At 70.3% G+C, this 15356-nt stretch carries 16 protein-coding genes; 4 read left to right on the forward strand and 12 right to left on the reverse strand.

All coding sequences use genetic code 11. The features are described from left to right. The first annotated feature begins 149 nt into the window (after positions 1-149). On the forward strand, positions 150-1592 hold the full coding sequence (gnd, locus tag QSK15_RS19530) for an NADP-dependent phosphogluconate dehydrogenase (RefSeq protein ID WP_030336434.1): 1443 nt from the start codon (positions 150-152) through the stop codon (positions 1590-1592). A gap of 162 nt (positions 1593-1754) precedes the next feature. On the opposite strand, the gene QSK15_RS19535 is transcribed toward gnd, so the two are convergent. The 5 genes from QSK15_RS19535 to recO form a co-directional block, all read right to left on the reverse strand. Continuing rightward, positions 1755-2516 carry a pirin family protein gene (locus tag QSK15_RS19535; protein WP_285795574.1) on the reverse strand — a complete coding sequence of 254 codons (762 nt, stop codon included), beginning with the start codon at positions 2514-2516 and terminating at the stop codon, positions 1755-1757. Then, entirely contained in the window at positions 2513-2740 is a 228-nt protein-coding gene (locus QSK15_RS19540) for a thioredoxin reductase (RefSeq protein WP_285795575.1), read from the reverse strand. Before QSK15_RS19540 ends, QSK15_RS19535 begins: the two co-directional genes overlap by 4 nt. Before the next feature lie 155 nt (positions 2741-2895). Further along, a complete protein-coding gene (locus QSK15_RS19545) occupies positions 2896-3081 on the reverse strand; it encodes a hypothetical protein (protein WP_279519919.1) in 186 nt (61 codons plus the stop codon). Positions 3082-3152: 71 nt separating this feature from the next. Continuing rightward, positions 3153-3965 carry an isoprenyl transferase gene (locus QSK15_RS19550; protein ID WP_285795576.1) on the reverse strand — a complete coding sequence of 271 codons (813 nt, stop codon included), beginning with the start codon at positions 3963-3965 and terminating at the stop codon, positions 3153-3155. A 4-nt stretch (positions 3966-3969) separates the two neighbouring features. Further along, the gene (gene recO / locus QSK15_RS19555) at positions 3970-4836 is read right to left on the reverse strand and encodes a DNA repair protein RecO (protein WP_285795577.1); all 867 of its coding nucleotides are present in this window, start codon (positions 4834-4836) and stop codon (positions 3970-3972) included. 102 nt (positions 4837-4938) lie between these two features. On the opposite strand from recO, the gene QSK15_RS19560 reads away from it, so the two are divergent. Next, positions 4939-5751, forward strand: coding sequence for a DUF4097 family beta strand repeat-containing protein (locus QSK15_RS19560; RefSeq protein WP_285795578.1), 813 nt, complete (start codon positions 4939-4941; stop codon positions 5749-5751). On the opposite strand, the gene QSK15_RS19565 is transcribed toward QSK15_RS19560, so the two are convergent. Both QSK15_RS19565 and QSK15_RS19570 read right to left on the reverse strand, forming a co-directional pair. Continuing rightward, positions 5738-6868, reverse strand: coding sequence for an acyltransferase family protein (locus QSK15_RS19565; RefSeq protein ID WP_285795579.1), 1131 nt, complete (start codon positions 6866-6868; stop codon positions 5738-5740). The two genes, QSK15_RS19560 and QSK15_RS19565, sit on opposite strands and share 14 nt — an antisense overlap. 156 nt (positions 6869-7024) lie before the next feature. Next, a complete protein-coding gene (locus QSK15_RS19570) occupies positions 7025-7675 on the reverse strand; it encodes a hypothetical protein (RefSeq protein WP_285795580.1) in 651 nt (216 codons plus the stop codon). A gap of 320 nt (positions 7676-7995) precedes the next feature. On the opposite strand from QSK15_RS19570, the gene QSK15_RS19575 reads away from it, so the two are divergent. After that, positions 7996-10458, forward strand: coding sequence for a PKD domain-containing protein (locus tag QSK15_RS19575; protein WP_285795581.1), 2463 nt, complete (start codon positions 7996-7998; stop codon positions 10456-10458). 62 nt (positions 10459-10520) lie between these two features. Next, positions 10521-10991: a hypothetical protein gene (locus QSK15_RS19580; protein ID WP_285795582.1), complete on the forward strand. Its 471-nt coding sequence runs from the start codon at positions 10521-10523 to the stop codon at positions 10989-10991. 31 nt (positions 10992-11022) lie between these two features. Here QSK15_RS19580 and era read toward each other — a convergent pair whose 3' ends face one another. From era to QSK15_RS19605, 5 genes are read right to left on the reverse strand one after another with little or no spacing between them, the layout of a single operon-like run. Then, positions 11023-11919: a GTPase Era gene (era, locus tag QSK15_RS19585; RefSeq protein WP_156057903.1), complete on the reverse strand. Its 897-nt coding sequence runs from the start codon at positions 11917-11919 to the stop codon at positions 11023-11025. Between the two features lie 5 nt (positions 11920-11924). Next, a complete protein-coding gene (locus QSK15_RS19590) occupies positions 11925-12311 on the reverse strand; it encodes a cytidine deaminase-like protein (RefSeq protein ID WP_285795583.1) in 387 nt (128 codons plus the stop codon). Next, positions 12304-13728, reverse strand: a complete 1425-nt coding sequence (locus tag QSK15_RS19595) for a hemolysin family protein (protein ID WP_285795663.1) — start codon at positions 13726-13728, stop codon at positions 12304-12306. The genes QSK15_RS19590 and QSK15_RS19595 overlap by 8 nt, the downstream gene beginning before the upstream one ends. Further along, on the reverse strand, positions 13704-14177 hold the full coding sequence (gene ybeY, locus QSK15_RS19600) for an rRNA maturation RNase YbeY (protein WP_030336457.1): 474 nt from the start codon (positions 14175-14177) through the stop codon (positions 13704-13706). The genes QSK15_RS19595 and ybeY overlap by 25 nt, the downstream gene beginning before the upstream one ends. Positions 14178-14192: 15 nt before the next feature. Further along, complete coding sequence (locus tag QSK15_RS19605; protein ID WP_030336459.1) at positions 14193-15251, reverse strand: PhoH family protein; 1059 nt, start codon at positions 15249-15251, stop codon at positions 14193-14195. Positions 15252-15356: the final 105 nt, after the last annotated feature.

Below are 15356 nucleotides of genomic sequence, written 5' to 3' on the forward strand. Positions count from 1 at the left end.
GCTCGCCGGCCATCGTCGGGCGTCGAAACCGCCGGCGGCATCGTCCACGTCACGTGCAGTAACGGGACCTCGATCACTGGTCCGTATCGGCTCACATCACGGTAAGTTTCCAAACGCTGATAGTGGTGTGACGAGAGGTGGCGGCACGAATGGCTGATCAGGCGAGGGCTCAGATCGGGGTGACCGGGCTGGCGGTGATGGGTCGCAATGTGGCCCGCAACCTGGCTCGCAACGGCTTCACGGTGGCAGTACACAACCGCTCGCCGGAGCGCACCCGCAGCCTGGTCGCCGAGCACGGCGACGAGGGCACGTTCGTGCCGGGCGAGACGATGGCCGATTTCGTGGCGTCACTGGAGCGGCCCCGCGCTGTCATCGTGATGGTGAAGGCCGGCGCGCCCACCGACGCGGTGATCGACGAGTTGGTCCCGCTGCTCGACGAGGGCGACATCATCGTCGACTGCGGCAACGCCCACTTCGCGGACACCCGTCGCCGTGAGGAGGCGCTGCGGGCGCAGGGGCTGCATTTCAGCGGCACCGGCGTCTCCGGCGGCGAGGAGGGCGCGCTGCGCGGGCCGAGCATCATGCCGGGTGGTTCCGCCGAGTCGTACGCGAAGCTCGGGCCGATGTTCGAGAAGATCGCCGCCCAGGTGGACGGTGTGCCGTGCTGCATGCACGTCGGGCCGGACGGCGCCGGGCACTTCGTCAAGATGGTGCACAACGGCATCGAGTACGCCGACATGCAGCTCATCGCCGAGGCGTACGACCTGCTCCGGGCCGGCCTGGACGCGACGCCGGCCGAGATCGCGGAGATCTTCCGGGAGTGGAACAACGGCGAGTTGGAGTCGTTCCTCATCGAGATCACCGCCGACGTGCTCGCGCACACGGACGCGGCGACCGGCCGGTCCTTCGTGGACATCGTGCAGGATCGGGCCGAGCAGAAGGGCACCGGTCGGTGGACCGTGCAAAGCGCCCTGGACCTGGGCATCCCGATCACCGGGATCGCCGAGGCGACCTTCGCCCGCTCGCTCTCCGGGCACGTCGACCAGCGTGAGGCGGCCCGACGGGCGTTCCCCGACGCGGGTGAGAAGTGGCAGGTCACGGACCGGGAGACCTTCATCGAGGACGTCCGACGGGCGCTGCTCGCTTCCAAGATCGTCGCGTACGCGCAGGGCTTCGACCACATCCGCGCGGGCAGCCAGGAATACAACTGGGACATCGATCTCGGGGGCACCGCGACGATCTGGCGGGGCGGCTGCATCATCCGGGCCCGCTTCCTCAACCGGATCCGCGAGGCGTACGACCAGCAGCCGGACCTGCCGACGTTGCTGGTGGCCCCGTACTTCGCCGAGGCGGTCAGCGCCGGAGTGCCGAGCTGGCGACGGGTGGTGGGCGACGCGACCCGGGCCGGGGTGCCGACGCCCGCGTTCTCGTCGTCGCTGGCGTACTTCGACGCGTTGCGCGCCGAGCGGCTGCCCGCGGCGCTGATCCAGGGTCTGCGGGACAACTTCGGCGCGCACACCTACCAGCGGGTGGACCGCGACGGCTCGTTCCACACCACCTGGGCCGGCGACCGCACCGAGTCCCCGGCGTAACAAACCCACGGCCCACGGCCCACGGCACGATCGTGCTCGATCCCTGATGTAGTGGCCTCCCCGATGCAGGGAGGCCACTACATCTATGTTCGAGCACGATCATGGGAGACGGCGCAGCATGCGGAGGCGCCGGCACGGCAGACGGCGCATCCGGGACGCCCGTCAGTTGATCGTCGCGTGCATCTCCCAGACGAGGATCTCGGCCGGTTCGTCGGCGGTGACCCGTCGGCCACCGGTCATGGTGAGCCGGGCGGCGTCGCCGGTACCGAGCGGGCCGCCGCCCTCCAGTGTCACGGTGCCGTTGGGCACGTAGAGGTGCACGTAGGGCGCGTCGGGGATGGTGACCTCGTCGCCGGGCGCGAGACGGGCGGCGTGCAGGGTCGCGTACCGGTTGCGGATGCGGATCGCGGACGCGCCGTGGTAGCGGTCCATCCCGGAGGCGACCGGCACCAGACCGCCGCGCAGCAGCTCGTCCTCGATCTCCAGCTGCTCGTAGCCGGGGTCGACGCCCTGTTCGTCGGGGAGCACCCACATCTGCACGAAGTGCACCGGGTCGCTGTGCGGCTCCTGGTTGTTCAGCCGCCAGGCGTCGTTCTTCTCCGAGTGCAGGATGCCCGTGCCGGCGCTCATCCGCTGGGCCAGACCCGGGTAGATCACCCCGGAGTGCCCGGTCGAGTCCTGGTGCACCAGCGAGCCGCGCAGCACCCAGGTCACGATCTCCATGTCCTGGTGCGGGTGGGTCTCGAAGCCGGCCCCCGGCCGGACCACGTCGTCGTTGTTGACCAGCAGCAGGCCGTGGTGGGTGTTGGCGGGGTCGTAGTGCCGGGAGAACGAGAAGGAGTGCTTGGAGTCCAGCCAGGAGATCCGGGTGGCGAAGCGATCGTCGGCCCGGCGGATGTCGACGGCGGGCGCGGGCGCGGTCACCAGGCACGCTGCCCGGCGTCGGGGGTCGACGGCGCCCAGCTCAGGGCAGGTTCACCGATGGCCAGTTCGGCGATCTCACCGCTGCGCAGCTGCGGTGTGTGGCCGAACTCGGCGCAGTGCTGTTCGGCGATCTCGGCACAGATCTCGGCCACCTGCTCGCAGATCGGGTCGCCCAGATCGGCGGCGTTCAACGCCATGATCATCTTGTATCGGAGATCCCGCATGTCCACCCCCACCGCGTCGCCCCACCACCTCCGGACCCTACCCGCCCGCCTGCGGCAGCACCCCGAAACGACAGCACCACCCCCTCGGCGTCCGGAGGGACGCAGCGGCGCCGCCCGCACCGGGTGCGGACGGCGCCGGGGCCAGGTGGTGTTGGTCAGAAGATGCGGCGGCGCTTGGCCTTCTGCGGGCGGATCAGGTCCGCACCCTTGGTCAGCAGCCGGGTCGCCCCGGAGGGACCACGCCGGGCCTCCAGGGTGTGGCTGAGCCGGCGGGCACCGGCAGCGGCCAGCGGCACCGCGATCGCCATCACCGCCCACTGGGCAATGCGCTTCTGGATCATGTGGGTTCACCTCCGTCAGTGGCTCCTGACGTTTCTGGTACCCAGAGTGACGTGCGGGTAAGCGCGTCGGCTCAGATAACCGGGGCGACCGGGTTGGGCAGCGCGCCGCCGAAGCGTCGGTCCCGCTGCGCGTACAACTCGCACGCGTACCAGAGGTGGCGGCGGTCGAAGTCGGGCCAGAGCGTGTCCAGGAAGACCAACTCGGCGTACGCGGTCTGCCAGAGCAGGAAGTTGGAGATCCGTTCCTCCCCGGAGGGACGCAGGAACAGGTCCACCTCCGGGATCTCCGGGTGGTAGAGGTACTTCGCCACGGTCTTCTCGGTGACCTTCGCCGGGTCCAGCCGGCCGGCCGCCACGTCCCGCGCGATCGCCGCGGCGGCGTCACCGATCTCGGCCTGCCCGCCGTAGTTCACGCAGAACTGCAGGGTCAACGTCGAGTTGTCGCGGGACATCTCCTCGGCGGTCTGCAACTCCGAGATGACGCTCTTCCACAGCCGCCCGGACCGGCCCGACCACACCACCCGGACACCGAGGTCGACCAGCTGGTCACGACGGCGACGGATCACGTCCCGGTTGAACCCCATCAGGAACCGGACCTCGTCGGGCGAGCGCCGCCAGTTCTCCGTGGAGAACGCGTACGCCGACAGGTACGGGATGCCCATCTCGATGGCGCCCTCGATGGTGTCGAAGAGGCTGTGCTCCCCCGCCTCGTGCCCCTTGGTGCGGGGCAGCCCGCGGTCCTTGGCCCAGCGGCCGTTGCCGTCCATCACCACCGCCACGTGCCTCGGCACCGCCTCGGCGGGCAGCGCCGGAGGGCGGGCCCCGGACGGGTGTGGCACCGGCGGGGTCGGCTCACGCCGGTCGGCCTTCTTCGATCGGATCACTCGGTCACTCCCTGTTCGCGCCGTCCGCCCCGGCCTCGACGTCGCCACGTGGCCGGAGCACCACGGCCCCGGTGCCTTCCGGCGGCGAGGCCGCGCCGGTCGCCGAGGGACCCCGGTCGACCAGCGGCAGCGAGCGTAGCGCGCGCTCCAGGTGCCACTGCAGGTGAGCCGCGACCAGCCCACTGCACTCCCGACGTACGGCGGCGTCGGTGGCGTCGGCGATCACCCAGTCGCCGGTGGTCAGCGCGGACATCAGATCGATGGTGGCCGGCGCGGGATGAGCCGCCCCGGGCGGCCGACAATCCGGACAGACCGCACCACCGGCCGGTACGGAGAACGCCCGGTGCCGCCCGGGCGTGCCACAGACCGCGCAGGCGACCAGCGCCGGCGCCCAGCCGGCCAGCGACATCCCCCGCAGCAGGTACGCGTCGAGCACCAGGGTGGTGGCGTGCTCGCCCCGGGACAGCGCCTTCAGCGCGCCGACGGTGAGCTGGAACAGCCGCAGCGACGGCTCCCGCTCCACCGGGGTCAACCGCTCGGCGGTCTCGGCGATCGCGCTGGCCGCCGTGTAGCGCGGATAGTCGCCCAGGAACCGTTTGCCGTACAGGTCGATGCCCTCGACCTGGCTGACGGTGTGCAGCGAGCTGCCCTGGTTGCCCTTCGGGTCACCGGCGAGCTGGAGGTCGACGTGGCCGAACGGCTCCAGCCGGGCACCGAACTTGCTGGTGGTGCGGCGGATCCCTCGGGCCACCGCGCGCAGCCGGCCGTGCCGACGGGTGAGCAGGGTGATGATCCGGTCGGACTCGCCGAGCTTCTGCACACGCAGCACCACCGCGTCGTCGCGGTAGAGCTGTCGGCGATACCCGGCCATCGGGCCATTCTCCCTCGGGGTGTGAAATCAGGGTTGGTTCGGGGTGCGAGCGCGGATGAACCCCGATGCGGCCGAGTCGTGCCCGGCCGTAGCGTGCTGCTCATGCAACTGCGCCTGACCTCCACCACCCCCCGCCGGCGTCGCGTCGCCGCTCCCGTCGCGCTGGGACTCACCACCACCCTCATCGTGCTCGCCGGGTGCGACAACCTGTCGTTCCGCCGGCTCGACTACGACAACACCGAGGCGGTCCGGATCACCACGGTCCGAGTCTCCGGCGGCTCGGGTGACGTGGTGGTGCGCGGCACCGGTCCGGCGTCCGAGGTGCGGATCAAGCGGGTGGTGCGCTACCAGGGCGGTGAACCGGACAACACCCGCTACGAGATCAAGGGCACCGAACTGGTGCTGGACACCGACTGCGGGTCGCGGTGCAGCATCTCCTACGAGGTGACGGTGCCAGAGGGCGTGGCGGTGCAGGGCGAGACCAGCTCCGGCAACGTCGAGCTGAGCCGGGTCGGCGCGGTGGAGCTGCAGGTGAGCTCGGGCGACGTGCGGATCTCCGGGGCGTCGGGCGCGGTCGGGGTGGAGGCCCGCTCCGGCAACATCGAGGTGAGCGAGGCAACCGCGGCGGTACGGTTGCGTGCCTCGTCCGGGGACATCACCGCACGCCGGCTGGCCGGCACTGTCGACGCCGAGGCCAACTCCGGCAACGTCGACGTCCAGCTCGACCAGCCCGCCTCGGCCCGGGTGCACGCCTCCAGCGGTGACGTCACGCTGCTGGTGCCCCAGGGCAGCTACCGGGTCCGGTCCAACGCCGACTCCGGCGACGAGAACGTCACCGTCGCCGACAACCCGGGCGCGTCCCTGGTGCTCGACGGTTCGGCCAACAGCGGCAACCTCACGATCAGCCAGCGTTGAGCGTGACGCTGGACTCCTCCCCGGCCACCCGCTGCGCCGGCACCACCGCTCGGCCGCTAGTCGTCCCGGCACCGTCCGACGTGTCGCCGGCCGGCTGGACCGCCTCGTCGGCGGGCTGCGCCGATCCACCGGGGATCAGCTCCGGGCGGCGACGGGCGGCGACGTCCTCGACCCAGCCGACGGCCAGTGTGACCAACCCGACCAGGGCGAAGACCAGCAGCACCCGGATGGCCAGGCCCACCGGGTCCTGGTGGGACCAGCCCACGACGTCGACCAGTGGAGTGAGCGCCACCACGAACGGCATGTGCCAGAGGTAGACGGTGAGCGCGCGCCGGTTGAGCACGGTGACCGCCCGCTCGGCCAGTCGGCTGCGGCTCAGCCAGGAAACCCCGGCCGGTGCCCGACCCAGCACGATCAGGATGAAAGCGGCCGACCAGAGGGCGTTGCCGAGGTGGTTGTCGTTCAGGTCGTACCCGCGCGGCCCGGGATGCCCGACGATCCAGGCGCCGCCGCCCACGGCGAGGGCGAGCGCGAGCGGGTACAGCAGCCAACCGGAAAGTCGGCGCAGCATCCCGGCGTGGTGGGCGAAGCCGAGCAGCCACGCTCCGAAGTAGAGCCCGAACTCGCGCAGCACCGGCGGCGCCGGGTAGATCCCCACCTCGATCATCACCAACAGGAGGTACGGGGCGAGCAGGGTCGGCAGCGGGGCACGCCGGAACAGCCAGAACGCGACCGGTGAGGCGAACACGAACCACAGGTAGTCGCGCAGGTACCAGATGACGCTCAGCGCCAGCGCGCCCCAGTGGTTGGCCGGCGGGTCGGCCACCGGGAACAGCCACAGCAGCACCCGGGGGCTCACCGGCAGCCCGGTGAACAGCATGGCCGGCACGAAGACCACAGCGACCACCCACAGCGACGGCAGCAGCCGACGCAGCCGACGCCCGACCGCCGCCGGCCCGGAGCGGGTCAGCGAGGCGGCCATCAGCGAGCCCGCCAGCGCGAACATCACCGACATGGCGGGGAAGACGAGGGTGAGGGTCGCCCATCCGGTGACGTGGTAGACCACCACTCGCACGATGGCCAGGGAACGGAGGAGATCGAGGTACCTGTTGCGCATCAGCCTGCCAGGGTCGGGGGACGCGGGGCCGTAACTCCCCTACCCTGCGCGGTGCCCGCGCGAAACGGTCACCGCCCCGACCAAACGTGAGTCTTTCCACCCACCTGACCTCCGACCTCCACCGGGTCCGTTTCCGGCCTATCGACGGGCGGCCGATCAGGCGAGGCACCGGCCGTGCGGCAGCGCACCGACCGCCTGCGGCTGCCCCGCGCTCCGACCGCCGCCGTCAAGGTGGCCCACCACGCAGCCAGCGCCTGCCCGTACCGCGTAGACGATGGCGGACCGGGGTGCGGGATCCGCCGGTCCGGCGGGTCGTACGACGATGTCGGTAAAACCAGCGGCGGTGAGCGCCTGCCGGACGCGGTCGGCGGTCTGCTCGGGGCTGCCCGTGGCCGGAAACATCCGCCGGCGGGCCTCCTCCGCCAGGCACTCCTGGCTGACGGGCTCGGCACATTCCAGCGTCACCTGGCCGATTGCCGCGTCGACGGCATCTGCTGTGGTCTCCGCCTCGGCGCGCTGCCCCGAGGTGAGGTTGCTGCGGCGGAGCTTGTCGTCCGTGACCCGCCGACAGTAGGCAAGGACGTCGTCGCCGCCAGCCGGGCCAGCCCCGCTGCAGAGGGTGGCAGAGGGCGTATCGACCGGAGCGGGTGAGTCGTGATCACCCTGCCCCTGTGCCGGCGCGGAGGCGGTGGACCCGCTGCGTGGCGCCGAGGCCTGCGGCCCACAGGCCGTGAGTGCCAGGCCGGAGAGCACGAGCCCTACCAACGCGGCCCGGGCGGGGCCGGTGACCGTAGCCTGCGGGTGCACTGCCGCAGCATAGCCGGGCATCGTCCGTTTTCCGGGGCCGGAAACGATGCCAGGGCTCCACCTGCCCAGGTGGCAGAGCGTGTCGGATAGACGACAGATGATCCGGCCGTCTCCTCGACATCGCCCATCCTCGATCCGAGCGTGCCGGCGGGCCGAGCACGCCAACGGGGGAACGGTATCGACCGCGCGCGTCTGCGCGCGGTAGCTCTTGGCAACTCTCCCAGGCTGCGCGTGGTCCGCCAGGCCGGCCGACGTGGATCGTCCACATCGGCAGACAGGGAGAGCAGATGACGAAAACTCGACGATGGTGGGCAGCCTCCGTGGCGGCAACGGTCGCCTCGGCGGTGATGGTGGTGCCGCCTGCTGCGCAAGCGGCACCGGCGGCACCGGCGGGGACCACCATCACCACGACCGCCAGGCAATTGGGCTCGGGCAAGGTAACGGGCTTCACGGAAACGCCGACCGCTGAGATTCCGGCCACGCCCGCCGACAGTTCGGCGGCGGAACTGCAGGACATCGCCCGCAAAAGAGCATTCGCCTCCAAGCAGAACATCGGTTTCGACGTGGCACAGGCGGCCCGCGAAGCCCAGCGCAACGCCCCTGACTCTGGAGCTGAGGGCAGGGACGAAGGCGACTACGGGATTCTGCGCGAAGTGATGCGACCGCCCGCGGTGCCGGAGAACGACTTCGCGAAGGAGTGCGAGACCAGCGCCGCCGCTGCCAACGACCGGGTCGGCTACATCAAGAACCGCATGCAGTGGTGCGCGACCTATCGCGTCACCGCGGTGGACGTCGCCCCGAACCGCGGGGGATTCATGGCCATGACGTTCGTCGTCGTCGGTTACGGCCGTGACGACGGGGTCCGCGACCTGCACTTCTTCCTCAGGCCCATGAGCGTGGTGTTCTTCGGTAGCTTGACCGCCACGGACAGCCTGTCCTTCGGCATCGACTGCTACCACGACACGCCCGGGTGCAGCGAGAGCGGCGACCAGCGACGACCCCTCGGCGAGTGGCTCGCCCACGCGGCGACCGGCACCTGGACGCCGTTCATGCTCGCCTCGGACGCCAACACGGACCAGCCGGACAAGATGCTCTTCCATCCGTTCGCCATCGAGTACCAGTTCAAGACCCTCCTCCCGGACTATGTCCGGGAAGACGGTACGAACGAGCCGCTGGACTACTTTGTCCGCTGTGACTCGGCCACGTACTTCGGCACTCGGACCGCGGCGTGCATCTTCCACGACGTTCTGCCGCACCTGATCTATCCGGTGCTCAACTCCGACGGTTCTGGTAGTCCCGTCAAGGAGGTCGCCGAGCACATCCGGGACGCCTTCGCCGATCCGAACAGCACAAGGCCGTACCGACTCGACGGCGACAAGCGCATACCGGGCAACTACGACGCCCGCACCACTACCAACTATCTGCAACGCGTGCAGTACGAGGGCTCGGAGTGGCAGGAGAACAGCTCCGAGAAGGACCGTGCGTGCCACGGGACGTGGCCCTACGAGGAGACCGGAATCCCACCCGAGGAAAGGCCGCTGTTCGACGAACAGTGCGACGAATTCCCCTTCGCCAGCACCCTGCAGGGTGCGGGCGCCCGTCGGTTGCGCGGTATGCCGGTGGACTTCTCGGTACGTGCCGTGCTCGCCGAGGACAACGAGGCGGCTGGCAGGCAACTGCCGCCGTTCTACCGGGATGACCGGATCCTCTACGGGGAGAACGACTGGTTCTGGGTGCAGATCGTGCCCCAGTCCGACGCCGGTACCGCCAACGGGCCGATCGTCAGCGTCGCCCCGAAGGCGGAGGGCACCGAGGGGCAGCCCATCCAGTTGCGCGCCACGATGAGAACCGAGGTCGCGGAAACCGACATCACCTGGTCCGTCGTGGGAACGGCAGGCAACGACCCGGGAGCCAGTTGCTCCTTCGACAATCCGCACAGCCTGGAACCGAAGATCACGTGCAACGACGACGGGGTCTACTACGCCACCCTGACCGTCGACGACCGAACGCACCCGCCAGCGTCGGGCACCACCGAAGTGACGGTCCACAACGCACCGCCGAAGGTGAGCATCACCAGCCCCACACCCTGGCAGGTGTTCCGCGTGGGCACCCCCGTCCAGCTCAGCGCACCCTTCACCGACGCCGCCAACGACACCCACACCTGCGACGTGTCGTGGGACGACTCCACCTCCACCCGATCCATCCCCTCCGCCCGTGTCTGCGCCCAGACCCACACCTTCACCAGCGCCGGCATGTACACCATCGAGGTGGCGGTGACGGATGACGACGGAGGCACCGGTACCGCGACGGTGATGATCGTCGTCTACGACCCGGAGGGCGGGTTCCTCACCGAGGGCGGCCACATCACCTCACCCGTCGGAGCGTTCCCGGCCGGTCCGGACCACACCGGCAAACTGATCATGCAGGCATCCGTCAAGTATCTGCCGGGTGCGAGCGGTCCGGTGCCCGGCAACGGCAGGGTCGCGGCCGATCTCGAAGGCGGTGAGATGAGGCTGCAGTCCACCGGTATCGAATGGCTCGTCGTCTCGCCGACCGGAAAGGTTGCGGTCAAGGGTGTCGGGACCGTTGGCGGCCAGGCCGGCTACGGATTCCTCTTCTATGGTGAAGACGACCCGGACGGTCTCCGCCTGGTCGTCTGGCGACTCGGCAGCAGCACAATTCCCAACGATCAGATCGTCTACGACAACAGGCCGAGTGACTACGACCTCGACAGATCCGGCCTGACCGAAATGACCTCCGGCTCAATCCAGATCCACAACTGACGGGAACACCGACGATTGCGGGGCCGGCGGCTCGGCCGGCCCCGCAACCACCGTGAGGGACGATGACTGAACCACTGGCCAGCGTGGAGGCGCTGCTGGCGCCAGCTCACCGCGTCATCATCGTCGCGGGCGCGGCCGCCGACTTTTTGGACCTGCCGGGCCGGGCCAGCGCGCTGTGCTACGCCGGCGACGACGTCCTTTACCTGATGAGCGGTTCGGGTTCCTATCACCGGGCGCGGATCGTGCTCGAGTCGTGGGCCTCCGCCCCGCCGGACGACCGGACCGACGTGGACGCTCAGCAGCAGGTGACACTGGCACTGAGCGACGGCACCGTGCACGTTTCCGGCATGTTGGAGGTCCCGGCCAGCCCGATCCTGACCCTCGGTCCGCCGGGCCGCTACCACGCCCGGGTCGATGTCACCGGGCGTGCCGAACTGCGCCGCGTCGAAGCCCGACCGGACCACCCCATCCCCATCACGGACGTGGAACGGTTCCGGGTCCGCTTCTGGGCCGCACGTCCGGGCGAGGGGTGACCGGATCACCCCGCCGGTGAATGCTGGCGGATCAGAAGCCCAGCTTGCGCAGTTGCCTCGGGTCGCGCTGCCAGTCCTTCGCGACCCGCACGTGCAGGTCGAGGTAGACCCGGCTGCCGAGCAACTCCTCGATCTGCTTGCGGGCGGTGGTGCCGACCTCCTTGAGCCGACTCGCCTTGTGCCCGAGCACGATGGCCTTCTGGCTGGGCCGCTCCACGTACAGGTCGGCGTAGATCTTCATGACCTGCCCCTCGGGGATCATCTCCTCCACCACCACGGCGATGGAGTGCGGCAGCTCGTCACGGACCCCCTCCAGGGCGGCCTCCCGGATCAGCTCCGCGACCAGCACCTGCTCGGGGTCGTCGGTCAGCATGTCGTCCGGGTAGAGCTGCGGCGACGGCGGCAGGTAACTGGTCATCACGTCGACCAGAGTGTCCACCTGGTGCCCGGACACCGCGCTCACCGGCACGATCTCGGCGAACTCCCCCATCTCGCTGACCGCGAGCAGCTGCTCCGCCAGGCGGCGCTTGTCGACCAGGTCGGTCTTGGTGACCACCGCCAGGACTGTCGCCTTCAACCCGGCCAGCTCGCCGGTGATGAACCGGTCACCGCGCCCGACCGGCTCGTCGGCCGGGATGCACAGGCCGATCACGTCGACCTCGGTCCAGGTGGACCGGACCAGGTCGTTCAGACGTTCACCGAGCAGCGTACGGGGGCGGTGCAGGCCCGGGGTGTCGACGAGGACCAGCTGCGACTCCGGGCGGTGCAGCACCGCCCGGATGACGTGCCGGGTGGTCTGCGGCTTGTTCGAGGTGATGGCGATCTTGGTGCCGACGATGGCGTTGGTGAGCGTCGACTTCCCGGCGTTGGGACGACCGACGAAGCAGCCGAACCCGGCCCGGTACGGTCGCGCCTGCGGATCCTGCACCGGGCTCACTCGGTCACCGTGCCGAGCACCGTGCCGTCCGGAGCGGCCACGTGGACCGGCGCGTCGGCCGCGAGGTCCCGCACCGCCGCGTGCCCGGCACCGTCCAGCGTCGACGCCTCGGTCACCACCACCGCTGCCTCCAACCGGCTCGCCCCGGCCGCCACCGCCGAAGCGACAGCCAACTGCAACGCGGTGAGCGTCAGCGACGGCAGCGCGACACTTGCCGCCGCGTACGTCCGGCCGTCCTGGTCGCGGACCGCGGCACCCTCCACGGCACCGACCCGGGCGCGGGCTCCCCGGGCCAGGACGACGAGCTTGCCGTCCTCGGCGCTCAGATCGCCCGACGCGGTGGGGGTGGGCCGGGCGGCAGGCGCGGCGGGTGTGTCAGGCATCGGCGGGTTGCCTCTCGTCGTCTCGGTAGTTGTCCGTGTCGTCCCCGGGGCCGGCGTGCTCGCCGCGCCCCGCGGTGTCCTGCTCATGGCCCGGCTCCACCCGACTGACCAGCACGGTGTCGATCCGGTTGCGCCGGCCGGTGGTGCCCTCGGCGACCAGGCGGAGGCCGGCGACCTCGGCCTCGGCACCCGGGATCGGCACCCGCCCCAGGGACTGGGCGAGCAGGCCGCCAACCGTCTCCACCTCGTCGGTGGGCAGGTCGGTGTCGAACATCTCGCCGAGATTCTCCACCGGCAGGCGGGCGGTCACCCGCACCGAGGAGTCCCCCAGCCGTTCGACGGGCGGGCGCTCGACATCGTACTCGTCGGTGATCTCACCGACGATCTCCTCCAGGATGTCCTCGATGGTGACCAGACCGCCGGTGCCGCCGTACTCGTCGACCACGATGACCAGGTGGTTGCGGGCGGCCTGCATCTCGGACAGCAGGTCGTCGACCGGCTTGGACTCCGGTACGAAGGTCGCCGGGCGCATCAGCTCGGCCACCGGCAACTGCTCGGCTCCCGGGTCACCACCGCGGGAACGCCGGATCAGGTCCTTGAGGTAGAGCACACCCAGCACGTCGTCGACGCTCTCGCCGATCACCGGGATGCGGGAGAAGCCAGAGCGCAGGAACAGCGCCAGCGCCTGCGCGAGCGTCTTGCCCTCCTCGATCCACACCATCTCCGTGCGCGGCACCATCACCTCACGGGCGATGGTGTCGCCGAGCGCGAAGACCGAGTGGATCATCTGGCGCTCGCCGTGCTCGACCACGCCGCGTTGCTCGGCCAGGTCGACCAGTTCCCGCAGCTCCACCTGGGTGGCGAACGGGCCTTCCCGGAAGCCGCGCCCCGGGGTGACCGCGTTGCCGATCAGGATCAGCAACGACGCGAGCGGGTTGAGCGCCCGGCCCAACCAACGGACCAGCGGCGCCACCGCACGACCCACGGCGTAGGCGTGCTGGCGGCCGAGGGTGCGCGGGGCCACGCCCACCACCACGAAGCTGACCACTGTCATCGCGCCGGCGGTCACCAGCGCGGCCCGCCAGCCGGCGCCGAAGCTGTCCACCGCGACGAGCGCCACCAGCGTGGTGGCGGTCAGCTCGGCAAGCAGCCGCAACAGCAGGAGCAGGTTGAGGTGCCGGACCACGTCGCCGGCGACGACCTGGAGGGTACGGGCGCCGCGCACACCGTCGCGGGCCAGCTCGGCGGCCCGGGCGGGTGAGACGGCGGCGAGGGCCGCCTCGGTCATCGCGATCAGGCCGGCCAACACCACCAGGCCGGCCGCGAAGACGATCAGCTGGAAGTCGGGAAGGCCGGCGGCGGCGCCGGCCGCCAGTAACGGAGGAGTTGACATCACTGGGTGCGGGTCGACCGCCAGCTCGCCAGCAGCCGAGCCTGGAGTGCGAACATCTCCCGCTCCTCCTCCGGCTCGGCGTGGTCGTAACCGAGCAGGTGCAGCACCCCGTGCACGGTGAGCAGGTGCAGCTCGTCGGCCGACGCGTGCCCGGCGGTCGCCGCCTGCTTGGCCGCCACCTCGGGGCAGAGCACGATGTCGCCGAGCAGGGCGGGCTCACCGCCAGCCGGTGCGGACTCACCCGGGCCGTGGTCGACGCTGCCCTCGTCCATGGGGAAGGCGAGCACGTCGGTCGGGCCGTCACCACCCATCCAGCGGTGGTTCAGCTCGGTCATGTAGTCGATGTCGACCAGCAGCACTGACAGCTCGGCGAGGGGGTTGACCCCCATCTCGTCGAGGGCGTGCCGGGCGACGGCGAGCACGGCGTCGGTGTCGACGTCGACACCGGACTCGTTGGCGATCTCGATGGACAACTGCTTTCCTCTGCTTTAGCGGCGGCGGCCGGCCCGGCCGCCCTGGGCGGGTCGCCCAGGCACGGCGTGAACGCCCTGCGCCTGCTGATTCTCCCGCTCGGCGTCCCAGCGGGCGTACGCGTCGACGATCTCCCCGACCAGCCGGTGGCGGACCACGTCGGAGCTGGACAGCTGCGAGAAGTGCACGTCGTCGACGTTCTCCAGGATCTCCCGGACCACCCGCAGGCCGCTGCTCGTCCCGCCGGGAAGGTCCACCTGGGTGATGTCACCGGTCACGACGATCTTCGAGTTGAAGCCGAGCCGGGTGAGGAACATCTTCATCTGCTCGGGCGTGGTGTTCTGCGCCTCGTCCAGGATGATGAACGCGTCGTTGAGCGTGCGGCCCCGCATGTAGGCCAGCGGCGCGACCTCGATCGTGCCGGCGGCCATCAGCTTCGGGATCGTCTCCGGGTCGAGCATGTCGTGCAGCGCGTCGTAGAGCGGGCGAAGGTAAGGGTCGATCTTCTCGTTGAGCGTGCCGGGCAGGAAGCCCAGCCGCTCGCCCGCCTCGACCGCCGGCCGGGTGAGGATGATCCGGTTGACCTGTTTGGCCTGCAACGCCTGGACGGCCTTCGCCATCGCCAGGTAGGTCTTGCCGGTGCCGGCCGGGCCGATGCCGAAGACGATGGTGTGGGTGTCGATCGCGTCGACGTACCGCTTCTGCCCGAGCGTCTTCGGGCGGATGGTGCGGCCGCGCCGGGAGAGGATGTTGAGCGTCAGAACCTCGGCGGGCCGCTCGGCGCTGCCCTGCTCGAGCATGCCGACGGTACGCCGGACGGCGTCAGTGGTCAGGGTCTCGCCTTTCTCGATGAGTTCGAGGAGCTCACTGAAGACCCGCTCGGCGAGAGCGTTGTCCGCGGGGTCACCGGTGATGGTGATCTCGTTGCCGCGGACGTGCACGTCACTGGTGACCGAGCGTTCGACGAGTCGGAGGATCTCGTCGCCCGCGCCGAGCAGATTCACCATGATCTTCGGGTCAGGCACGGTGATCCTGGTCTGCACCCGGGGCGGGCCGGGAGGTGGGGTGCCGGTCATAGGTCGGGCCGAAGGGCCCTGCGCCACCTGCTCTCGATCTCGGCGCCGGCCTGCTGGCCTGGCGTGCGGACGTTACACCCATCGTATCGGTTCAACACGGGCCGC

Origin of the sequence: Micromonospora sp. NBRC 107095, from assembly GCF_030269705.1 — a bacterium.
GTDB classification, from domain to species: Bacteria; Actinomycetota; Actinomycetes; order Mycobacteriales; family Micromonosporaceae; genus Micromonospora; species Micromonospora parva.